General features: G+C 63.0%; 13 protein-coding genes. 6 read left to right on the top strand and 7 right to left on the bottom strand.

The genetic code is table 11. The features are described from left to right. Window positions 1–5: 5 nt before the first annotated feature. From E8E68_RS04480 to E8E68_RS04470, 3 genes are all read left to right on the top strand, one after another. Complete coding sequence (locus E8E68_RS04480) at window positions 6–782, top strand: molecular chaperone (RefSeq protein ID WP_266030315.1); 777 nt, start codon at window positions 6–8, stop codon at window positions 780–782. A gap of 108 nt (window positions 783–890) precedes the next feature. Then, window positions 891–3,188 (top strand): fimbria/pilus outer membrane usher protein, encoded by a 2,298-nt coding sequence (locus E8E68_RS04475; protein WP_266030483.1) that lies wholly within the window; start codon window positions 891–893, stop codon window positions 3,186–3,188. Further along, window positions 3,185–4,153, top strand: coding sequence for a spore coat U domain-containing protein (locus E8E68_RS04470; RefSeq protein ID WP_266030314.1), 969 nt, complete (start codon window positions 3,185–3,187; stop codon window positions 4,151–4,153). The genes E8E68_RS04475 and E8E68_RS04470 overlap by 4 nt, the downstream gene beginning before the upstream one ends. Window positions 4,154–4,297: 144 nt before the next feature. Here E8E68_RS04470 and E8E68_RS04465 read toward each other — a convergent pair whose 3' ends face one another. The 3 genes from E8E68_RS04465 to dkgB form a co-directional block, all read right to left on the bottom strand. Continuing rightward, entirely contained in the window at window positions 4,298–5,446 is a 1,149-nt protein-coding gene (locus E8E68_RS04465) for a M14-type cytosolic carboxypeptidase (protein WP_280339913.1), read from the bottom strand. Window positions 5,447–5,646: 200 nt separating this feature from the next. After that, complete coding sequence (locus E8E68_RS04460; protein WP_266030311.1) at window positions 5,647–6,111, bottom strand: nuclear transport factor 2 family protein; 465 nt, start codon at window positions 6,109–6,111, stop codon at window positions 5,647–5,649. A 207-nt stretch (window positions 6,112–6,318) separates the two neighbouring features. Continuing rightward, window positions 6,319–7,122: a 2,5-didehydrogluconate reductase DkgB gene (dkgB, locus tag E8E68_RS04455; RefSeq protein WP_266030310.1), complete on the bottom strand. Its 804-nt coding sequence runs from the start codon at window positions 7,120–7,122 to the stop codon at window positions 6,319–6,321. Between the two features lie 203 nt (window positions 7,123–7,325). Here dkgB and E8E68_RS04450 point away from each other — a divergent pair, with 203 nt between their 5' ends. Next, window positions 7,326–11,360 carry an NEL-type E3 ubiquitin ligase domain-containing protein gene (locus tag E8E68_RS04450; RefSeq protein WP_280339911.1) on the top strand — a complete coding sequence of 1,345 codons (4,035 nt, stop codon included), beginning with the start codon at window positions 7,326–7,328 and terminating at the stop codon, window positions 11,358–11,360. A gap of 46 nt (window positions 11,361–11,406) precedes the next feature. Here E8E68_RS04450 and E8E68_RS04445 read toward each other — a convergent pair whose 3' ends face one another. Continuing rightward, window positions 11,407–11,901, bottom strand: coding sequence for a DUF934 domain-containing protein (locus E8E68_RS04445; protein WP_266030308.1), 495 nt, complete (start codon window positions 11,899–11,901; stop codon window positions 11,407–11,409). Then, complete coding sequence (locus E8E68_RS04440; RefSeq protein ID WP_110745048.1) at window positions 11,885–13,537, bottom strand: nitrite/sulfite reductase; 1,653 nt, start codon at window positions 13,535–13,537, stop codon at window positions 11,885–11,887. The genes E8E68_RS04445 and E8E68_RS04440 overlap by 17 nt, the downstream gene beginning before the upstream one ends. Before the next feature lie 213 nt (window positions 13,538–13,750). Here E8E68_RS04440 and E8E68_RS04435 point away from each other — a divergent pair, with 213 nt between their 5' ends. Then, the gene (locus E8E68_RS04435; protein ID WP_266030307.1) at window positions 13,751–14,827 is read left to right on the top strand and encodes an ABC transporter substrate-binding protein; all 1,077 of its coding nucleotides are present in this window, start codon (window positions 13,751–13,753) and stop codon (window positions 14,825–14,827) included. 290 nt (window positions 14,828–15,117) lie between these two features. On the opposite strand, the gene E8E68_RS04430 is transcribed toward E8E68_RS04435, so the two are convergent. Both E8E68_RS04430 and metH read right to left on the bottom strand, forming a co-directional pair. Beyond that, a complete protein-coding gene (locus E8E68_RS04430; RefSeq protein WP_043201995.1) occupies window positions 15,118–15,333 on the bottom strand; it encodes a DUF2970 domain-containing protein in 216 nt (71 codons plus the stop codon). Window positions 15,334–15,409: 76 nt separating this feature from the next. Beyond that, window positions 15,410–19,117, bottom strand: coding sequence for a methionine synthase (gene metH, locus E8E68_RS04425; protein ID WP_280339905.1), 3,708 nt, complete (start codon window positions 19,115–19,117; stop codon window positions 15,410–15,412). A gap of 182 nt (window positions 19,118–19,299) precedes the next feature. Here metH and E8E68_RS04420 point away from each other — a divergent pair, with 182 nt between their 5' ends. Further along, window positions 19,300–21,600 carry a fatty acid cis/trans isomerase gene (locus tag E8E68_RS04420; RefSeq protein ID WP_280339935.1) on the top strand — a complete coding sequence of 767 codons (2,301 nt, stop codon included), beginning with the start codon at window positions 19,300–19,302 and terminating at the stop codon, window positions 21,598–21,600. The last annotated feature ends 124 nt before the right edge of the window (window positions 21,601–21,724 follow it).

Raw genomic sequence — 21,724 nt, 5'->3', positions numbered from 1 at the left:
GTTTCATGGCGGCAGGCGCGAAGTGGGCGCGTGGGTTGATTGGATTGTTGTGGCTGGCAAGCCAGCCGGCCGGGGCGGCCACCTCGGTGCTGATCTGGCCCATCGACCCGGTGCTGGAGGCCGACCAGAAGGCAGGTGCATTGTGGCTGGAAAACCGTGGCACTGACCCCGCCAACCTGCAGGTGCGGGTATTCGCCTGGCGCCAGGGTGACTATCAGGAGCAGTTTCAGGCGCAGCGCGAGATTATCGGCAGCCCCCCGGTGGCGAATATCGCTCCCGGGCAAAAGCAGCTTATCCGCCTGACCCGCACCGGCGCTTCGCCTGCTGGCCAGGAGCAGGCCTACCGCATCATTATCGATGAAATCCCGCCCGCTATTCCCGTCGACAAGGCCGGCCCCGGCACCACGGCGGCCATCCGCCTGCAGATGCGCTACTCCGTGCCGCTGTTCGTTTACGGCGAGGGCCTGTGGGGCAAGGCGGACCCGGAGGGCAAGCGCAATGCCGAGGGGGTGGGCAAGCCGCAGCTCAGCTGGCGCCCGGTAACGGTGCAGGGCAAGCCCTATGTGGAGCTGCGCAACACCGGCCCGGTACATGCGCGCCTGACTGACGTGGTGCTGCAGCAAGGCAGCCAGAGCAAACCGCTGGTCGAGGGCTTGCTCGGCTATGTGCTGCCGGGCGCCAGCATGCGCTGGCCCGCCCCCGCGGCGACCAATGCCGGCAGCGTGCTCAAGGGCCGGGTAAACGGGCAGAGTAGCGCCGACGCTATCCGCCAAGGCCAATGATCCACCGAATGAATGCTGCGCAGGGGCCAGGGAGGACCCGGCAATGGTTGGAAACCGTGTGTGAGCTGGCTATCGGCGACGACGCGCCGCTGGTGTTTGGGGCTGGCCATGGCCGGCTCCGGCCTGGTGCTGGCCGACGACCTGCCACCGCCGCCCACGGAGATGGCTGCCATCGCCGACGCCACCCTGTACCTCGACCTGATGGTGAACCAGATGCCCAGGGCTGAGCTGATACCCGTGCAGCAACGGGCCGGGCGGTTGTACCTGGACAGCGAGGTGCTGCGGGCTGCCGGCGTGTCATTGCCGGGCAACCCCCAGGGAGAGATAGCGCTGGACGCTGTCAGCGGGCTGCACACCGACTACGACAGCCAGAACCAGCGCCTGCTGTTGCAGGTACCGCCGGCCTGGTTGCCAGACCAGCAGGTGGGTGAGCGCAGCCTTTACCCGCCCAGCGATGCGCGCAGCAGCTTCGGCGCCTTGTTCAACTACGACCTGTACCTTAACGACACCGATGATGGCGGCACCTACCTGGCGGCCTGGAACGAGCTGCGTCTGTTCGACAGCTGGGGCATTTTCTCCAGCACTGGCCAATGGCGCCAGTCGTTCAACGGGGCGCAGGCAGACGATTCGCGCCAGGGCTTTCTGCGATACGACACCACCTGGCGGTTCACGGACGAGCAGCGCCTGCTGACCTATGAAGCGGGTGACTTCGTGACCGGTGCCTTGCCCTGGACCAGCTCGGTGCGCGTCGGCGGTTTGCAACTGTCGCGTGACTTTGCCGCGCGGCCCGACCTGGTCACCTACCCATTGCCGGCGTTTGCCGGCGAGGCGGCGGTGCCGACCTCGCTCGACCTGTTCATCAACGGCTACAAGTCCAGCTCCGCCGAGCTGCAGCCAGGCCCCTACACGCTGACCAACGTGCCGTTCATCAACGGTGCGGGTGAAGCGGTGGTGGTCACCACCGATGCCCTTGGCCGACAGGTGTCGACCACCTTGCCGTTCTACGTCACCAGTAGCCTGTTGCAGAAAGGCCTGTCGGATTACTCGGTCGCAGCCGGTAGCCTGCGTCGCGATTATGGCGTGCGTGACTTCGGCTACGGGCCGGGCGTTGCATCGGCCAACCTGCGTTACGGCGTGAGCGATACGTTCACCCTGGAAACCCATGCCGAGACCGCTGAGTCGCTGATGCTTGGAGGCCTGGGCGGCAACATGCGGCTGGGCAACTTCGGCGTGCTCAATGCCGCCCTCGCACAAAGCCAGTTCGACGGCGACAAAGGCCACCAGGTCGCGCTCGGCTACCAGTACAACAGCCAGCGCATCGGCTTCAGCTACCAGCGCCTGCAACGCCACGGTGATTATGCCGACCTGACCCGCGTCGATACCCCGGACATGCAGCTGAGCAAAAGCAGCGAGCAGGTCACCCTCAGCCTCAACCTCAACGAATATGGCAACATCGGCGCGGGCTACTTTGACGTGCGCGCAGGGGACGGTACGCGCACCCGGCTGATCAACCTGAGCTACAGCAGGCCGCTGTGGGGCAATAGCAGCGTCTACCTGTCAGCCAACCGCGAAGTCGGTGACAGCCAGTGGGCGGTGCAGGCGCAACTGGTGATTCCGTTCGACACCCACGGCACGCTGGCTTTGGGCATGGAGCGCAGCAACACAGGTGAAACCCTGCAGCGGGTCAACTACAGCCGTGCAGTGCCGGTGGGCAGTGGTGTCGGCTATAACCTGGGTTATGCCGCCGGCAGTGACCGTGATGCCTATCGCCAGGCCGATGTCACCTGGCGCCTGCAGTCGGTTCAGTTGCAGGCCGGTGTATACGGCAGCAGCGGCGAGATGACGCGTTGGGCCGACGCCAGTGGCTCGCTGGTGTGGATGGATGCCGGCTTGTTTGCCGCTAACCGCATCGACGATGCGTTCGTGGTGGTCAGCACCGACGGTTACGCCAACGTGCCGGTGCGCTACGAAAACCAGGAGGTCGGCCGCACCGATGCCGGCGGCCACTTGCTGGTGCCCTATAGCAGTGGCTATTACCGGGGCAAATATGAGATCGACCCGATGGACCTGCCGCCGGATGTCCTTGCGCCGCAGGTGGAACAGCGTGTGGCAGTGCGCCGGGGCAGCGGCTATCTGCTGGAGTTTCCGCTCAGGCGCGTGCTGGCGGCCAGCATCGAACTGGTGGACGCCAACCAGCAACCGCTCAAGCTGGGCAGCCGCGTCACCCATGAGCAAAGCGGCAGCCAGGCAGTGGTCGGTTGGGATGGCCTGGTGTACCTGGAAAACCTCTCACCGCAAAACCGCCTGCAGGTCGAAGTCGAGGGAGGTGGGCATTGCCAGGTGACCTTCGACTTGCCCGAGGCCGAAGGTTCGATCCCGCTGATCGGCCCGCTGGTGTGCAGATGAAGCCCGCCTGGCGTGTGATGTCGGCCTGTGCGTTGCTGCTGTGCGCGGGGTCGGCCTGGGCAAAGTGTGCGGTGGTGGCTACTGCGCCGGTGCTGTTTGGGTCGCTCAATTCGACCCAGGTGCGCTCCACGGTACAGACGGGCTCCACCACCAACGCAGGCCTGCAGTGCAACGGTACCGTGCTGAGCGTACTCAGCGCCACCGACTCGTTCAAGCTCACTGTACTGCCCGCCACGGGAGGTCTGGTAGGGCCAACCGGCGATGTCATCCCTTACACGCTGTATGCCGATTCATCCACCAACTTTCCGATTACCCGCAATGTGGCATTCGAGTTCGGCCGTACCGGTATTCTCGACTTGCTCGGGCTGCTCGGCGGCACGCCGAAGACCGTGCCGTTGTACATCCGCACGCAGGTTGGCAGCAACGTCGCGGCAGGCCTGTATCAGGAAACCTTGAGCCTGGGCTGGTCGTGGAACTATTGTGAAGGGATTGCCATCGGGGGGCTTTGCATCGGGCGGGACACTGGCTCGGGTACGCAAAGCCTCACGGTGAGCCTGACGGTGACCAACGACTGCCAGATCACCACACCGAACATAAGCTTTGGCAGCGCGCCGGTGGTGGCGGGGTTCGCTACGGTGAGCCAGAGCCTGAGCGTATCTTGCACCAAGGGTAGCAACTACACCGTGGGGCTGGATGATGGGTTGAACGTGGCCAGCGGGCGACGACGGATGAAATCCACGGCCAACAACTACCTGGCGTACGACATTTTCAAAAGTGCCGGGGCCGTGCGCTGGGGGGCTTCGGGAGCGGCACGGCGTGCCAGCAGTGATGCGGATGTGAACCCGGGAGCAGGAACTGGCACGGGGAGCCAGGTGTTCAACTACAACGCCAGGGTCTACACCGACCAGGCCACGCCGCCGGCGGCGAGCTATACCGACAGCGTTGTTCTGGATGTGCAGTTCTGACGCAAGTCCCGGCTGCCACGATCCGCGTACCGTGTGGGAACTGCCTTGTCCTGCAGGCCAGATCACCGTGTCCCCTGCACAGAGCCTCGTGACCTGAACAGCAGAGCAAGGCAACGGTGCCCAACTGCGCTGCGCAAGGCGCGTTCAGCGCAAGTCGCCAACCATCTTCGCCAGGGTCTCCAGCACCGCTCCGGCCAGTGCCTTCGAACGTGCCCCAGACCAGCCGGTAACGGTATCAGGCGCGTCATCATGGTCCTTGAACGGCATTTCAAGGGTGAGCGACAGGCAGTCATACGCCATGCCGACGGCATTGCAAGCCAGCGTCGTGTTCGCCTGCCCGGGTTCGTCGCGGGTATAGCCGTGCACCGTCTGGAAGTCGCGCGTCACGCTGCACAGCGTTCTGCGGAACTGCTCTTCTAGGTTTGCCAGCCGTGGTGTGTAGCCCGGGTTGCCCTCGCAGGCGGCGGTGAACACATGCGGGATTTCTTCGTCGCCATGCACGTCGATGAACGCATCCACCCCGTACTGTTTCATCTGTGCCTGGGCGAAGAACACTTCCGGGCTGAGTTCGACGCTGGCGTCCTGCCAGGCGCGGTTCAGGTCCTTGCCCTTGAAATTGGTGCGCAGGTGGCCGAGGAAGGCGCCGTCGGGGTTCATGTTGGGGATGAGGTACAGGTCGGCCTTGGCCAGCAGTTGCCGGACCACCGCATCGTTGGCCTGCAGGCGGTCGATTACCCCTTCCATGAACCATTCCGCCATGTGCTCGCCCGGGTGCTGCTGGGCGATCAGCCACAGCTTGCGCTTGCCATCGGCACCGTCACCGGCCCGCAGCAGGGGAATGTCCCGGCCCTGCACGCTGCGGCCGCTGGCCAGCAATGCGACGCCGGGCAACTGCCGGGCGCGTTCGATCAGCTGGTTGTGGCGGGCGCGGGGGTAGGGCTCGAAGTAGGCGAACCAGATTTGCGGCTGTTCGGCCTTCACTTCGAACGACAGCGCCGTGCCGTCGAACTGGCTGGGCACGCGGAACCAGTTTTGCTGGTCGTAGCTGGCTACGGCGTTGTAGCCACTCCAGGCGTTCTTGTAAGAAGAGCCTGAGGCGTTGTCCAGGCTGAAGCGATGGACCTGCCCCGGCGTCAGTCCGCTGACCTTGAAGTGGAACCACTGGTAGTGGCCGCTGTGGGTATCCGGGCGGATTGCCAGACGCACCTGGGCGGGGTTGCTGGCATCCAGGACCTGGATGTTGCCGGAGTCGAAATCGCAGTCTATCTGTAGGGGGGACAGCGTCACGGTCATGTGCCGGGCTCCTTTGCGGGCATTGTTTCAGGGGTACTGTACACGCCTTGTCCGGGATGCTGCGCAACTAGTGGTTTGCGTTTTTTGTCTGGGCGATGCGGCAGGGCGGCGCCGTTGCGTTCAGTTGAGCCGTGACGCACGCGGCGAGAGGGCCGCTGGAAAGCGCATTACCAGTGGCCCAGGAGGTGGACTCAGCGACGTCACAACCCAAGCTCACTGAGCCCTGGATGATCATCCGGGCGTCGCCCCAACGGCCAGTGGAACTTGCGCTCGGCTTCGCTGATGGGGTGTTCGTTGATGCTGGAATGGCGGTTGTGCATCAGCCCGTCTTCGACAAACTCCCAGTTCTCGTTGCCATAGGCACGGAACCACTGGCCGCTGTCGTCGCGGTACTCGTAGGCGTAGCGCACGGCAATGCGATTACCGGTGAATGCCCATAGCTCCTTGATCAGGCGGTATTCCAGTTCGTGGTTCCATTTACGGGTCAGAAACGCCTCGACCTCGGCACGGCCACGGGGGAACTCGGCACGGTTACGCCAGACCGTGTCAGGGGTGTAGGCGAGCGCGACCTTGGCCGGATCGCGGCTGTTCCAGCCATCTTCGGCCAAGCGTACTTTTTCGATGGCGCTTTCGCGGGTGAAAGGCGGCAGAGGTGGGCGGGGCATTGGGCTACTCCTAAGGGGTGAAGGGTAGGTAGGAGGGTAGTAGCTGAATGCCTGGGCGAGAATGCCCGGGCCGGGGACTTCACAATTTCGCCAGGTGCAACGGTGGCGCAGCGTACGTTCAACGGGCCCGTGCCTGCCGGCAGCAGGGGTGGGCAATGTGGGGGCGGTTCTCACACCAACCCCCGGCTGCTGGTGACTGCGCGAGTGTCAATCCCACGCGGGGGCGAGGCCATCCGGGCTGACTTCGCGACCATTGCGTTCAAGCGTGGCGATGCGAGCCATGTCGTCAGGGTCCAGCTTCAAGCCAATAGCAAGCAGGTTGCTGGCCAGGTTTTCGCGCTTGGTCGACGACGGAATTGCCGCATAGCCCAGTTGCAGGGCCCAGGCCAGGGCAACCTGGGCGACGGTCGCCTTGTGCTTGTCGGCTATTTCACCCAGTACCGGGTCGTTCAGTACTTTGCCGTAGGCCAGGGTCATGTATGAGGTAACGGTAATGCCTTGTTCCTTCAGGAAGCCAGCCAGCTTGCTGTTCTGCAGGTACGGGCTGAGCTCGATCTGATTGGTGGCAATTTCGCCCTTGCCAACCACTTCGATGGCCTGGCGAGTCAGTGCGATGTTGAAATTGGACACGCCAATCTGGCGGGTCAGGCCCAGCGTCTTCGCTTCGGCCAGTGCGGTCATGTATTCCGGCAACCCTACGCCATTGCCTGGGGCTGGCCAATGGATCAGCAGCAGGTCGACGTAGTCGGTGCGCAGTTTCTTCAGGCTTTCGCGCAGGCTCGGGATCAGCTTGTCCGCCGCGTAGTTGTCGACCCAGATCTTGGTGGTGATGAAAAGCTCGCTGCGCGGTACGCCGCTTTCAGCGATGGCTTGGCCGACTTCGGCTTCATTCTTGTAGATCTGTGCGGTGTCGATGGCCCGATAGCCCAGCTCAAGGGCCGATTTGACCGAGTCGATGACGGTTTGGCCAGTGAGTCGGAAGGTACCGAGGCCGAAGGAAGGAACGCTCATGGGCTTACTCCTGGGAAGTGGGGTTGAATCCTTTAGCAGCCAGTGTGCAGGTTCGCAGGACAACGAATAAGCGGCTGCTGCGTCAAAGTCCTTTGACCTGCGGGCAAGAATCGCGTTTCACCCAGGCCTTCATTACATAAGTATGGCCAGAACAGGGTGAGACCTTGGTCAGCTAACGCTTTTATCAAGCGGACACACTGCCCATGACTCCTTCTGTAATACCTGCCGACTCCATCGATGCGCTGATTGCCAGTCATCTGCCGGGTTGGGTAACGCGCGCTCGCGTCGAACACCTGACACTGTTGCGCGCAGCTTCGTTGCGTCAGCAGCGGGCGCAGGAGCAACTCCACGCCAGGTTGCAAGCTCTAAAGCCTCTGGACGAGTTCGCCGAAGCGCTGCTCAAAAGCGCGCTCGCGGCGCGCTCCATCACACAGGTAGACCTACGCCTGGCCCGGGTCAGGCTGGTGACCCTGCGACGAAATCCGCCGATATCGCCGGCTTTGCCATCCTCCTCGACCCGGGTAGAAAGTACTCAGTCGCTGCTTTCGGCGGCACTGCACAATTTCCACGAAAATGAAACGCGACCGGGCTGGTTCGCCACAGGGTCACAGCTGGTCAATGCGACTGGAAAGAGGCTGCCATTGAGCGTTGAGGTATTCGCCCAGCTCTGTCGCAGCCTCGATATCGGTCGACATTATCAACGCCATCTGCAATCGCAGCTGGAAACCGAAAGCATGGCCGGGGGGCAGGTCGAGGCCATCATGGAGGAGGCATTGAGCGCCAGGCTGGAGCTTGACGCGGTTGTCGCCAGGGTAAAGGGCGACATTGACGAGTTGACGTATCAGCGTATCCGCCACGTTGTCGAAGCAGCGTCAGGGCCTGCCGAGGACACCGTTGTGAGGTGCCACACCCTGAGGCTGCTGGGCAAGAAGATCATTGGCGCACTGGCGATCGAAGTGCGTCAGGACGCCCGTCTGGTTGGCGTTATCGCATGGTTGCCTGAGGACCGGTACGCCGCGGTGAGCTGGCATGCCAACTGGGAACTGTTGTACCTGACGCTGGGTGTGCGCATGCGTGACGAAGCGTATCGCCAGTGCTTTCAGCGCTTTGTCGCAGAGCGGGACCGCGTTGCTTTCTACACGGCCCTGAACGCGCTGCTGAAGCAGGGCAATACTGTTTTACCGCTCGAGCTGGATGGCCGCTGCTTTGCGGTCGAAGGCAACGTGTTCACCGCGCTACGCAAAGCGCTGCTCGACAAGATGCTGGATGATGCACGGGTATTGGCGGTATCAACGGAGGATGAGGATATCGCCGACCGCCAGGCACGTCTGCAAGGTTATCTTGACTTGGGGCTCAGCGTGGCAGGCCTGGCAGCGCTGTTTGTGCCCGGGTTGGGCCAGGCCATGCTCGGGCTTACGGTCGCGCAGTTGGCGGGCGAAGTGTACGAAGGGTACCAGGACTGGCAGTTGGGTGATCGCAATGCTGCCTTGGGCCACCTGTTCAACGTGGCGGAAACGGTGGCGACAGGGGCGTTGACGGCTGCAGGGGCGGCGGCACTCGGCAAGCTCGCCCAGCGCGTGGCACGCGTGGATGCGCTGGTGCCGGTACGCCTGGCGGATGGCCAGTTACGTCTGTGTGATCCGGATTTGCCAGGCTACCAGCTAGCGGGCATCGACCTGACGGCAGGGCAGGCCATCAATGAAAATGGCCGCTCGCTGAGGCGCCTGCACGATGCGGTGTATGAGGTAAGTGAAGGCGACGATGGAGCATGGCGGATTCATCACCCGTCCAGGCCGGGGGCCTATGTACCTGCACTCGAGCACAATGGTGCCGGGGGATGGGTGCATGAGTTCGAGCAACCCCAGCGCTGGCAGGACGCCGCCTACATGGTTCGCCGGCTTGCCAGCCGCACGGCGGCTGTTTCCGACGAGGCGGCAGCCTTTGCCTTGCAGGTTACCGGTTACGACGCTGACCAGCTGCGCCGGTTGGTTCTGGAGAGCGCCGCACCCCCGGCGCGTTTGCTCGATGCCATCGAGCGCTGGCACCTGCACGATGAGTTTCCGACTCTGCGGGGTGAGGCATTCGAGGAGGTGTTCAACGAGCGGCAGGTCTACCCGAACGCTGCGGACCAGGTGCTGATGCGCGACTTCCCTGGCCTTTCCCATCGCTGCGCTCGAGAAATTGTCGAGCACGCCAACAGTGTCGAGCTCGAGCGCCTGAATGATGCGGGACGGGTGCCGCTTACCCTGGCGGAGCGAGCACGTTGGGCCGTACGTGACAGCCGGATTGATCGCGCCTTGGCAGGGTTGCGTCAGCCTGCTGCGGTAAATGCTGACACCGAAAAGCTCGTGCAGGGCGGGGTGGGCGATGCCCTTGCCGAGCGGGAGGCGGCGGCCCGAATGATTGGTCTGGCCCCGGTGGGGCAAGGCGTTCGCCCCCCTTTGCGGTTGTTCGATGGGCGCTTGGGCTACCCGCTCAGTGGCCACCTGTCGGGGACCCGCCAGGCGCTGCGGCGCACCTTGAATCATGTGTTCCCGCTGATGACCGGTGAAGAGTTGCAGGCATACCTGCAAGACCTGGCTCGGCGGGGTGTAGAGCCGTGGAACCATGTCAGTCAACTGTTACAAGCCAAGGCCAGCCTCAAGCAGGCATTGCACGCCTGGCGGAGTGAGCCAGGGCTGAACCTGGTTCGCCGCTGGCGCCGGATCAAGGTTGCCAGGCGCATCATGATGAGCTGGCAGCGCGCGACGCCGGGTGATGTCGCGGGTGATTACCACCTGACCATCGTGGGTGAGCGGGTGGGCAATCTGCCGGCCTTGCCTGAGAATGTGTCTTTCGACCACATCACACACCTCACATTGCGCGATATGCGGGCGACGAGCGTCGAGGCGGGCTTCCTGGTTCGCTTCAGCAAGGTGCGTAACCTGGATTTGCGGGGCAACCAGCTGACCCGGCTTCCGGCTGGCATCGAGCAACTGGGCGAATTGCGAAACCTGCGCCTTGCTGACAACCAGATCGTACTGACCCGCGACGACAACCTGCGCTTCAGCCAACTCGAGGGGCTACGCCGCCTCGAGTTGAACGGTAACCCGGTCGGCTTGCTGCCGCCATTGGCATCGTTCCCGATGATGCGCCGGTTGTCCTTGCGCAACACCGGGCTGGGCGAATTACCTGTTGACCTGGCCAGGCACGGCAACCTGGAATTGCTGGACATGCGTGACAATCAGATCCACACGCTGCCAGAGGCATTGTCTGCGCTGCCGCTTCGCTTGTTGCAGGGCTTGGAGCTGCACGACAACCCACTCTCGGATCAGACCGTGCAGCGCCTGCAATTGGCCAGAGCGTCCGCCGGGTCACCTGCACGTCGGCTTGCGCCTCACCCATCGTCGGGCCCGAGCGCTGCCTCACCTTGGCTGTCGGGGTTTTCCCCGGCGCAGCGCGAGGCGCGATTGGCGCTCTGGGCCCGCTTGTACCGGGAGGACGGCGCGAGTGATCTGTTCCGGTTCATTTCAGACTTGCAGGGCCTGCGTGAATACCGCGAGCAGCCCCGCGACCTTCAGTTGCGGGTGTGGCACATCCTTGATGCCTGCGAGCAGCACGCTGAAGTGCGTGCGAGCCTGTTCGAGCAAGTTAGCCGGCCGCGCAGTTGCAGTGACGAGTTACTGCTTACGCTCAGCGAACTGGAGATTGGCGCGATGGTCGCCAGGGCTGGAACAGCTGGCAATGGGTTGCACAAAGAGCGGGCACTGGTGAAGCTGGGGCGTTCTTTAGCCCGCCTGGACAAAGTCAACGCAATTGCGGCACGGCATATTGCTGAGCAGCATTCTGTCGATCCCGTCGAGGTGTATTTGACCTATCGCGTAAAGCTTGCGGATAGCCTCGACCTCCCTGCGCAGCCTGACAAGTTGATGTACCAGAGTGTCAGCGGGGTGGGCCCTGATGAGCTGGACGCTGCACGCAACGAGGTTCTGCGGGAGGAAACACCACACGCCTTGGCGCAGGCTCTGGCAGATCGAACCTTCTGGCAGGCCTACCTGCACGAACACCAGGCGGCGCGCTTCAGCCAGATGGAGGTGCCGTTCCAGCAGCGCTTGGATACGTTGTTCACGCAATGGAAAACGCTGAGTGACGGCGACTATCTCGCGCAAATCGAGCAAATCTGCGCTGAGCGTGAAGCTGTGCAACACCAGCTTCTGCTGGCGTTGAGCCGCGATGCCATTCAGCGCCACGGCCTGTAAACGAAACAGCCCGCCGAGGGGCGGGCTGTTCGCTGGAGCGGGACGATCAGCGGCGGCGGAACAGTGGCAGCGGTTCGTCAGTCGCGGCCTGGTAGGTCACCGAGAAGTCCTTCAGGCTTTGCAGCGCGTCTTCCGGGTCTTTATCGGCACGGATGGCGAATGCATCGAAACCGCAACGGGCCATGAAGAACAGCTGGTCGCGCAGTACGTCGCCAATGGCGCGCAGCTCGCCCTTGAAGCCATAGCGGTCACGCAGCAGGCGCGCATTGGAATAGCTGCGCCCGTCGGTGAAGGCCGGGAAGTTCAGGGCGATGACCTGGAAGTGCTGCACGTCTTCGCCGATTTCTTCCGCTTCCTGGTCACTGTCCAGCCATACGCCCAGGCCGCCATCACGGGCCTTGAGCACATGGGCATGGTCGCGCCACATCTGCAGCGGGACGATGTAGTCGTCACAGTTGGTCAGCTCGTCGAACGAAAAGTCCTTGGGCAGCAGGTGCCAGGTTTCGTCGACGATCTGGTTGTTCTTAATGATTCGCTGCATAGACGCGTTCCTTGAAGGGGTCGATACCGATACGCTGGTAGGTGTCGATGAAACGCTCTTCCTCGGTACGTTGCTCGACGTACACGGCGATCAGCTTCTCGATCACGTCGGCCATTGCATCCTGGGCGAACGACGGGCCGAGGATCTTGCCCAGGCTTGCGCCGCGCGCGGCGTTGCCGCCCAGCGACACCTGGTAGAATTCCTCACCCTTCTTGTCCACGCCAAGAATGCCGATGTGGCCCACGTGGTGGTGGCCGCAGGCGTTCATGCAGCCGGAAATGTTCAGGTCGATTTCGCCGATGTCGAACAGGTAGTCCAGGTCGTCGAAGCGGCGCTGGATGGATTCGGCGATCGGGATCGACTTGGCGTTGGCCAGCGAGCAATAGTCACCGCCCGGGCAGCAGATGATGTCGGTCAGCAGGCCGATGTTCGGCGTGGCGAAGCCACCTTCGCGCAGTTCCATCCACAGTGCGTGCAGCTGGCGCTGCTCGACGTCGGCGAGGATGATGTTCTGCTCGTGCGAAGTCCGCAGGAAGCCGAAGCTGTAGCGCTCGGCCAGGTCGGCAACGGCGTCCAGCTGCTTGTCGGTGAGGTCGCCCGGGGCAACCCCGGTGGGCTTGAGCGACAGGGTCACGGCCACGTAGCCCGGGCGTTTGTGGGCGCGGGTGTTGCGCGAACGCCAGCGGGCGAAGCCTGGGAACTCAGCGTCCTGGGCGGCGTAGTCGAAGTTGTCGAGGGCCAGGTATTCCGGGTCGACGAAGTGGCGCGATACCCGCTGCACTTCGGCTTCGGTCAGGGTGGTGTTACCGCCACGCAGGTGGACCATTTCGGCCTCGACCTTTTCGGCGAACACTTCCGGGGTCAGCGCCTTGACGAGGATCTTGATCCGCGCCTTGTACTTGTTGTCACGGCGACCGTAACGGTTGTACACGCGCAGGATGGCGTCGAGGTAGCTGATCAGGTCCTGCCACGGCAGGAACTCGTTGATGAACGAACCGACCACTGGGGTACGGCCCAGGCCGCCGCCGACCAGCACGCGGAAGCCCAGCTCGCCAGCCGCATTGCGCACCGGCTCCAGGCCGATGTCGTGCACCTCGATGGCAGCGCGGTCTTCCTGCGAGCCGTTGATGGCGATTTTGAACTTGCGCGGCAGGTAGGCGAATTCCGGGTGGAAGGTGGTCCACTGGCGGACGATTTCGCACCACGGGCGCGGGTCGATGATTTCGTCTGCGGCAACACCGGCGAACTGGTCGGTGGTGGTGTTGCGCAGGCAGTTGCCGCTGGTCTGGATCGCGTGCATCTGCACGTTGGCCAGCTCGGCGAGGATATCCGGGATGTCTTCCAGCGCCGGCCAGTTGTACTGCACGTTCTGGCGGGTGGAGATGTGGGCGTAGCCCTTGTCGTAGTCGCGAGCGATCTTGGCCAGGGTGCGGACCTGGTTGGCGTTCAGCTGGCCGTACGGCACGGCGACACGCAGCATCGGCGCGAAACGTTGGATGTATAGGCCGTTCTGCAGGCGCAGAGGGCGGAATTCTTCTTCGCTCAGCTCACCGGCCAGGTAGCGGCGGGTCTGATCCCGGAACTGCTTGACGCGGTCCTCGATGATCCGCTGATCGTACTCGTCGTATACGTACATAAAAGTCCTGTCTCAGGCATGCAGCTATTCGCGCGCACGGCCGCGCACTCCGGTACGGAGCCGGGGAACGATAGCAGGTTGCGGTTATGCGCTAAAGTGATGTTTTTGCATATGAAAAGAACCAAATGGACTATGTGAGACTGACTGCCATTTATGCGCGGCCCGGAGCCTGGTGGGTATAATCCGGTGTTTGCATTGCAGGAATGTCAGCCCATGCTCAAGGTGTTGTGCCAAAGCCTGTCGCTTGCCTTGCCACTGGCGGCAAGCGCGCAAGCGGCTTCGGTGGTGTTCCTCAACCCAGGGCTGTCCACCGAGAACTTCTGGACCAGCTACAGCCGCTTCATGCAGGCCGCCGCCGACGACCTGGGCATGACCTTGCGGGTGGAATACAGCGAGCGGCGGGCCGACCTGGCGCTGACCCAGGCCAGGGCAATCCTCGCCGGGCCGCAGCGGCCGGACTACCTAGTGCTGGTCAATGAGCAATACGTGGCGCCCGAGATCCTGCGCCTGTCACGTGGCACAGGGGTGAAGCTGCTGCTGGTCAACAATGGCCTGACTGCCAGCCAGGTTCGCAGTATCCAGGCCCAGCCCGACAAGTATGCCGAACCCTTGGGCACGCTGATGAGCAACGACGAGCAGGCCGGCTTCCAGATGCTGCACCAGATGGTAGCGCAGTTGCCTCGCGACAGCCTGCCGGTAGACCTGGTGGCATTTGCCGGGGTCAAGACCACCCCGGCCTCGCAGTTGCGCGAGCAAGGCATGCGCCGTGCCTTGGCCGACTTCCCACAGGTGCGCCTGCGTCAGGTGGTGGATGGCGGTTGGAGCCGCCAGCGTGCCTACGAGCAGGCGCAGCAGTTGCTGGAGCGCTACCCGGCCACCCGCCTGGTGTGGTCGGCCAATGACGAGATGGCCTTCGGGGCCATGCGGGCGTTCGAGGAGGCCGGGCGGGTACCGGGGCGCGACGTGCTGTTCAGTGCTGTCAACAATTCACCCGAAGCCTTGCGGGCGCGTATCGATGGGCGCCTCAGTGTGTTGATGGGGGGGCACTTCAGCCTTGGTGGCTGGGCCATGGTGATGCTGCACGATGACGCCCAAGGGCTGCCCATTAACCGCGACGGCCTGCGCGAGCACAACGCGCCGGTTTTGCAGGTGATTGACCGGGCCAAGGCCAGGCGCTGGCTGAAACTGTTGCAACGGGACGACTACGGCGTCGATTTCCAGCGTTACAGCGCCGAAGGGCGGCCACCGGGCTACCAGTACCCGTTTCTGACGTCACCGGTCGAATATTGAAAGACCTTGCTTGAGGGAAGGGCATTGCTCGTCTTAACTGCTGGTTGTGAAGTGCATTCCCATAACCACTACAAGAGGCAATGCAATGGGAAACCCAACCAAGGTCCGCAAAGCTGACAGCAGTGTAGATGCCTGGGCGATCCTCTGCCTGATCGCGCTGGTTGTAGTGACTGCCGTGTATTGGGTCAGCCACCAGTGACTTGAAACTCAAGACCGTGATGCAGCCAGAGCGCCTGCGGGAAGAAATCCCGCAGGCGCTTTTGTTTTGTCGGCGATGAGGCCATGACGGGCTAGCGGGTGAGGTGCAGGGCCAACTGCACCAGGCCGATCAGCACGGCAATGAACACCAGGGTAAACAGCGTTCCCAGCGCAATGAAATGGCTGGCCTTGCCGTGGGTGAAGTCACGGGCGCGGTTTTTGCCGCTTTGCACGCCGAAGGCGGCGGCGAGGATGCTGTGCAGCATCTGCCAGAAGGTCGGGGGTTTGCCCTGGCTGGAATCGTCCATGGTGGCTCCTGAAGAATCAGAGGCAGTCAGGGACAGTGTAGGTGGCTATCGGGGCTGCAGTGCAGCCCCAACGGTCTTAGCTGTCGTACCCCAGGTTGGGCGCCAGCCAGCGCTCGCTCACACTCACATCCTGGCCTTTGCGCGCGCTGTACTTCTCGACCTGGTCCTTGTCGACCTTGCCCACGGCAAAGTACTGCGCCTGCGGGTGGGCAAAATACCAGCCGCTGACCGCCGCCGCCGGGAACATGGCGAAGTGCTCGGTAAGGAACACGCCGCTCGGCCCGGTCTCGCCAATGGCAGTGCCATCGAGCAGGCGGAACAGGGTCTCCTTCTCGGTGTGGTCGGGGCAGGCTGGGTAGCCCGGGGCCGGGCGTATGCCGCTGTACTGCTCCTTGATCAGCGCTTCGTTGTCCAGGTGCTCGTCGCGGGCATAGCCCCAGTGCTCCTTGCGCACTTGCTCGTGCAGCCATTCGGCACAGGCTTCGGCCAGGCGGTCGGCCAGGGCCTTGACCATGATCGAGCTGTAGTCATCGCCCTTGTCCTGGTACGCCTTGGCCACTTCCTCGGCGCCGATGCCGGCGGTGGTGATGAAGCCACCCACGTAGTCGGTCACGCCGCTGGCTTTGGGCGCAACGAAGTCGGCCAGCGACCAGTTGGGCTTGCCGTCCGGCTTGATGGTCTGCTGGCGCAGGTGATGCAGAGTGGCCAGTGGCTGGCCGTCTTCACCGTAGACTTCGATGTCGTCATCGGCCACCTGGTTGGCTGGCCAGAAGCCAAACACCGCCCGGGCGCTGATCAGCTTCTCGTCGATCAGCTTGTCGAGCATCTCGCGGGCATCCTTGTACAGCGCCGTGGCAGCCTCGCCGACCACTTCGTCGGTGAGGATGCGCGGGAACTTGCCTGCCAGGTCCCATGAGATGAAGAACGGGGTCCAGTCGATGTATTCGGCCAGGGTGCGCAAGTCAATGTCTTCCAGCACCTTGACGCCGGTGAAGGAGGGCACGGCTGGCTGGTAGTTCTCCCAGTCGTACTGCGGCTTGGCAGCGATGGCCTGGGCGTAGCTCAGGCGCTCGGTGCGGGCGCTGCGGTTGGCGGTGCGCTCACGCACTTCCACGTATTCCTGGCGAATCTTCTCGACAAAGCCTGGTTTCAGCTCTTTCGACAGCAACTGAGTGGCCACGCCCACGGCGCGCGAGGCATCGGTCACGTAGACCACGGCGTCGTTGCTGTACTTGGGTTCGATCTTGACTGCGGTGTGGGCCTTGGAGGTGGTGGCACCGCCGATCATCAGCGGCAGCTCGAAGCCCTGGCGCTGCATTTCGCGGGCGACGTGGACCATCTCGTCCAGCGACGGGGTGATCAGGCCGGACAAGCCGATGATGTCGCACTTTTGCTCGCGGGCGGTCTGCAGGATCTTCTCGGCAGGCACCATCACCCCAAGGTCGACGATGTCGTAACCATTGCAGCCCAGCACCACGCCAACGATGTTCTTGCCGATGTCGTGCACGTCGCCCTTGACGGTAGCCATGAGGATTTTGCCTTTGGCTTCCGGCTTGTCGCCTTTCTCGGCTTCGATGAACGGGATCAGGTGGGCAACGGCCTGCTTCATTACGCGGGCCGACTTGACGACCTGCGGCAGGAACATCTTGCCGGCGCCGAACAGGTCGCCAACCACGTTCATGCCGTTCATCAGCGGGCCTTCGATCACTTCGATCGGGCGTGCGCACTGCTGGCGGCATTCTTCGGTGTCTTCGACGATGAAGGCGGTGATGCCTTTTACCAGTGCATGCTCCAGGCGTTTTTCCACCGGCAGCGAGCGCCATTCTTCGTTTTCAACTTCTTTGGTGGCGCCGCCGCCGCGGTAATCGTCAGCGATCGCCAGCAGGGCGTCAGTGCCATGCGGGGTGCGGTTGAGCACTACGTCCTCGACCTTCTCGCGCAGTGCCGCCGGGATTTCGTCGTAGATCTCCAGCTGGCCGGCGTTGACGATACCCATGGTCAGGCCGTTCTGGATGGCATGGTAGAGGAACACCGAGTGGATCGCTTCGCGCACCGGGTTGTTACCACGGAACGAGAACGACACGTTGGACACACCGCCCGAGCTCAGCGCATGGGGCAGGTGGTCACGGATGTAGGCACAGGCCTCGATGAAATCGACAGCGTAGTTGTTGTGTTCCTCGATGCCGGTGGCCACGGCGAAAATGTTCGGGTCGAAGATGATGTCTTCCGGGGGGAAGCCCACTTCGTTGACCAAGATGTCGTAGCTGCGCTGGCAGATCTCCTTCTTGCGCGCGGCGGTATCGGCCTGGCCGACCTCGTCGAAGGCCATCACCACCACGGCAGCACCGTAGCGTTTGCACAGGCGGGCGTGGTGCTTGAACTGCTCGACGCCTTCCTTCATGGAGATGGAGTTGACGATACCCTTGCCCTGGATGCACTTCAGGCCGGCTTCGATCACTTCCCACTTGGACGAGTCGATCATGATCGGCACCCGCGAGATGTCGGGCTCGCCGGCGATCAGGTTGAGGAAGCGAACCATGGCGGCCTGGGAATCGAGCATCCCTTCGTCCATGTTGATGTCGATCACCTGGGCGCCGGCCTCGACCTGCTGCAGGGCGACTTCCAGGGCTTCGGTGTAGTTCTCTTCACGGATCAGCCGGGCGAACTTGGCGGAGCCGGTGATGTTGGTACGCTCGCCGACGTTGACGAACAGCGACTGGCGATCGATGGTGAACGGTTCCAGGCCCGACAGGCGGCAGGCCTTGGCGATTTCCGGGATTTCGCGCGGCTTGTACTTGGCCACGGCCTCGGCAATGGCCTGGATGTGGCCTGGGGTGGTGCCGCAGCAACCGCCGATGATGTTGAGGAAACCGCTGGCGGCGAACTCCTCGACCACCACGGCCATCTCGGCCGGGGTTTCGTCATACTCACCGAAGGCGTTCGGCAGGCCGGCGTTGGGGTGGGCGGACACGTGGGTGTCGGCCTTGGTGGCCAGCTCTTCCAGGTACGGGCGCAGGTCCTTGGCGCCGAGGGCGCAGTTAAGGCCCACGGAGATCGGCTTGGCGTGGCGCACCGAGTTCCAGAACGCTTCGGTGGTCTGCCCCGACAGGGTACGGCCGGAAGCGTCGGTGATGGTGCCGGAGATCATGATCGGCAGTTCGACCTTGTCGTCCTCGAACACTTGTTGCACAGCGAAAATCGCGGCCTTGGCGTTGAGGGTGTCGAAGATGGTCTCGATCAGGATCAGGTCGGCGCCGCCCTCGATCAGGCCGCGGGTAGCCTCGACGTAGTTTTCCACCAGTTCGTCGAAAGTGACGTTGCGGTAGCCAGGGTCGTTGACGTCAGGGGAAATCGAGCAGGTGCGGCTGGTCGGGCCGAGCACGCCGGCAACGAAGCGCGGCTTGTCCGGGGTTTCCAGGGTCTTGGCGTCAGCCACCTGGCGGGCAATGCGCGCACCTTCGACGTTGAGCTCGTAGACCAGCGACTCCATGCCGTAGTCGGCCTGGGAAATCTGCGTGGCGTTGAAGGTGTTGGTTTCGAGAATATCGGCACCCGCATCCAGGTAGGCCTTCTCGATGGCAGCGATCACGTCCGGGCGGCTGAGCAGCAACAGGTCGTTGTTACCCTTCACATCGCTTGGCCAATCGGCGAAACGCGTGCCACGATAGTCGTGTTCCTCCAGACGGTAGCTTTGGATCATAGTACCCATGCCGCCGTCGAGTATCAGGATGCGCTCTTTGAGTGCGTTCTGGAGTGCTTGGAGACGAGCGCTGCGGTCGGACATAGGAACTACCTGGTCGGGCAAATATCAGAAGGTGCGGAATCATAACAAAGCTGCGCGGTTTTTAGGTGTATCGCCCATTTGCATGAAATTTGCTCATGTTGGGCGGCGCCTGCGAGGCTCGGCACCCAGGGACGACCAGGCAACAACTCGTGATGGCTTTCAAGAACCAGGACTTTCCGCACATGGTGCATCGTATCCTTGCCGGCGCTTTCGCCCTGCTTATCAGCGGCGCGGTGTTCGGGCAAGCCCCCCAGTCGAGCCCGGCTATTTCCTACACCCGGGACATTCAACCGATCTTTACCGAGAAGTGCGTGGCCTGCCACGCCTGCAACGACGCCGCCTGCCAGCTCAAGCTGGAAAGCCCCGAAGGCGCGGTGCGCGGGGCCAGCAAGGTCCCGGTGTACCAGGGCGAGCGCAGCCAGGCGGTGCCTACCACACGGCTGTTCTACGATGCCCACAGCGAGGGTGAGTGGCGCAAGAAGGGCTTCTACTCGGTGCTCGACAACCAGGGCAGCCAGGCCGCGCTGATGGCGCGCATGCTCGAGCTGGGGCACAAGACCCCACTCACGCCCAACGCCAAGTTGCCCGAGGAAATCGTCCTGGGCCTGAACCGCAACAACATGTGCCCATTGCCGCATGAGTTCGACGCGTACGCCGGCGCACACCCCAAGGAGGGCATGCCGCTGGCGGTAACCGGGTTGACCGACAAGGAATACGACACGATGCGCCGCTGGCTGGCCGCAGGTGCGCCGGTGGAGTACCAGCCAATCCAGCCTAGCGCGAACGAAGCCAGGCAGATCGCCGACTGGGAAGAACTGCTCAACCGCCCGGGTTCAACCGAGGCGCTGGTTGGCCGCTGGCTGTACGAACACCTGTTCCTGGCGCACATCTACTTTGTTGGGGGTGAGCAAGGCCACTTCTTCCAGTGGGTGCGGTCACGCACCCCAAGCGGCAAGCCGGTCGACATCATCGCTACGCGGCGGCCCAATGACCCGCCGGGCACCGACTTCTATTACCGGTTGATCCCGGTGCAGGGCGTGATCGTGCACAAGACGCACATCACCTACCCGATGGGGCCGCAAAAGCTCAAGCGTGTGAAGCAGCTGTTCTACGCGGGCGACTGGCATGCCAGTGCGCTGCCTGGTTATGGCCCTCGCCACCGCGCCAACCCGTTCGAAACCTTCGAAGCGATCCCGGCGGTCGCGCGCTACCAGTTCATGCTGGATAACGCCGAGTATTTCGTGCGCACGTTCATCCGTGGCCCGGTTTGCCGTGGGCAGATCGCTACCGACGTGATCCGGGACAATTTCTGGGCGCTGTTCCAGGAGCCGGCCCACGACCGCTACATCACCGATGCCCAGTACCGTGGTGAGGCCACGCCGTTGCTGGCCATGCCTGGCCAGATCGATGACGTGGGCAGCGTGCTGAGCCTGTGGCACGCCTACCGCGACAAGCGTAACGAGTACGAGAAACTGCGCCGAGAAGCCTATGCCGAAATGCCGGCACCGGGATGGTCAACGTTGTGGGCCGGCAACGACAATGCACTGCTCAGCATCTTCCGCCACTTCGACAGCGCATCGGTCACCAAGGGTCTGATCGGTGACGTGCCACTGACCGTGTGGTTGTTCGACTACCCGCTGTTCGAACGCACCTACTACCAGCTGGCGGTCAACTTCGATGTGTACGGCAATGTTTCGCACCAGTTGCAGACGCGGCTGTACTTCGACCTGATCCGCAACGGTGCCGAGGTCAACTTCTTGCGCCTGATGCCGGCCGACCAGCGCAAGGCGATCCTGGGTGACTGGTACCAGAACAGCGGCAAGGTGAAGATGTGGATGGATTATGAAGACATCGACACCGACACCCCGAGCGGCATCAAGCTCGACCCGCGCAACCCCAAGCGCGATTTCGGCCTGAAGCTGCTGCAGCGCACCGGGAGCCTGAACGCCGCGCCGGATCCGATCAACCGCTGCCAGGGCGCGTTCTGCTCACGGCCGCAGTCCAGCGAAGAGTTTCGCAATGCCGAGCAGTCGCTGAGCCGTCTGGTCTCGCGCCCGGCTGCCGGGCTGAAGGTGATCAACCAACTGCCTGAGGCAACCATGCTGCGCATCGAAGGGCAGGGCGGTCAGCGCCAGGTGTACAGCCTGCTGCGCAACCGCGCGCACAGCAATGTGGCGTTCCTGCTGGGGGAAGCCTACCGCTACCAGCCTGGCCTTGACACGCTGACCCTGTACCCGGGCGTGCTCAGCAGCTACCCCAACTTCATCTTCAACATCCCGACCAGCGATGTGGCGGAGTTTGTCGAAGACATGGAGTATGCGAAGGATGATGCGGCGAAGTTCGAGCGCATTGTCATGCGTTGGGGTGTGCGTCGCAGTCACCCTGAGTTCTGGCGCTACTTCCATGACCTGAACAGCTATATCAAGGAGACCGAACCGGTCGAGGCGGGCGTGCTGGACATGAACCGCTACGAAAACCTCTGATCGGGTTGGCTGACCTTTCCGACCTACCTGCGGTCGGAAAAGGTGGGTGGTCCGGGGGCTGGTGTGCAGCCCCCTTCGCGGGTCAGCCGCGCGAACGAGCGCGGTGCGCTCACCGGGCCTCAAT

The sequence above is a fragment of the Pseudomonas sp. BN607 genome, assembly GCF_029871175.1.
In the GTDB taxonomy this organism is placed as follows: domain Bacteria; phylum Pseudomonadota; class Gammaproteobacteria; order Pseudomonadales; family Pseudomonadaceae; genus Aquipseudomonas.
This window is presented reverse-complemented; position numbering and strand designations above follow the sequence as displayed.

What these genes read in the sequence shown, in the direction of transcription:
- E8E68_RS04480 (WP_266030315.1), top strand. Translation starts at nt 6, where the DNA reads ATGGCGGCAGGCGCGAAGTGGGCGCGTGGGTTGATTGGATTGTTGTGG.
- E8E68_RS04475 (WP_266030483.1), top strand. Translation starts at nt 891, where the DNA reads ATGGCCGGCTCCGGCCTGGTGCTGGCCGACGACCTGCCACCGCCGCCC.
- E8E68_RS04470 (WP_266030314.1), top strand. Translation starts at nt 3,185, where the DNA reads ATGAAGCCCGCCTGGCGTGTGATGTCGGCCTGTGCGTTGCTGCTGTGC.
- E8E68_RS04465 (WP_280339913.1), bottom strand. Translation starts at nt 5,446, where the DNA reads ATGACCGTGACGCTGTCCCCCCTACAGATAGACTGCGATTTCGACTCC.
- E8E68_RS04460 (WP_266030311.1), bottom strand. Translation starts at nt 6,111, where the DNA reads ATGCCCCGCCCACCTCTGCCGCCTTTCACCCGCGAAAGCGCCATCGAA.
- dkgB (WP_266030310.1), bottom strand. Translation starts at nt 7,122, where the DNA reads ATGAGCGTTCCTTCCTTCGGCCTCGGTACCTTCCGACTCACTGGCCAA.
- E8E68_RS04450 (WP_280339911.1), top strand. Translation starts at nt 7,326, where the DNA reads ATGACTCCTTCTGTAATACCTGCCGACTCCATCGATGCGCTGATTGCC.
- E8E68_RS04445 (WP_266030308.1), bottom strand. Translation starts at nt 11,901, where the DNA reads ATGCAGCGAATCATTAAGAACAACCAGATCGTCGACGAAACCTGGCAC.
- E8E68_RS04440 (WP_110745048.1), bottom strand. Translation starts at nt 13,537, where the DNA reads ATGTACGTATACGACGAGTACGATCAGCGGATCATCGAGGACCGCGTC.
- E8E68_RS04435 (WP_266030307.1), top strand. Translation starts at nt 13,751, where the DNA reads ATGCTCAAGGTGTTGTGCCAAAGCCTGTCGCTTGCCTTGCCACTGGCG.
- E8E68_RS04430 (WP_043201995.1), bottom strand. Translation starts at nt 15,333, where the DNA reads ATGGACGATTCCAGCCAGGGCAAACCCCCGACCTTCTGGCAGATGCTG.
- metH (WP_280339905.1), bottom strand. Translation starts at nt 19,117, where the DNA reads ATGTCCGACCGCAGCGCTCGTCTCCAAGCACTCCAGAACGCACTCAAA.
- E8E68_RS04420 (WP_280339935.1), top strand. Translation starts at nt 19,300, where the DNA reads ATGGTGCATCGTATCCTTGCCGGCGCTTTCGCCCTGCTTATCAGCGGC.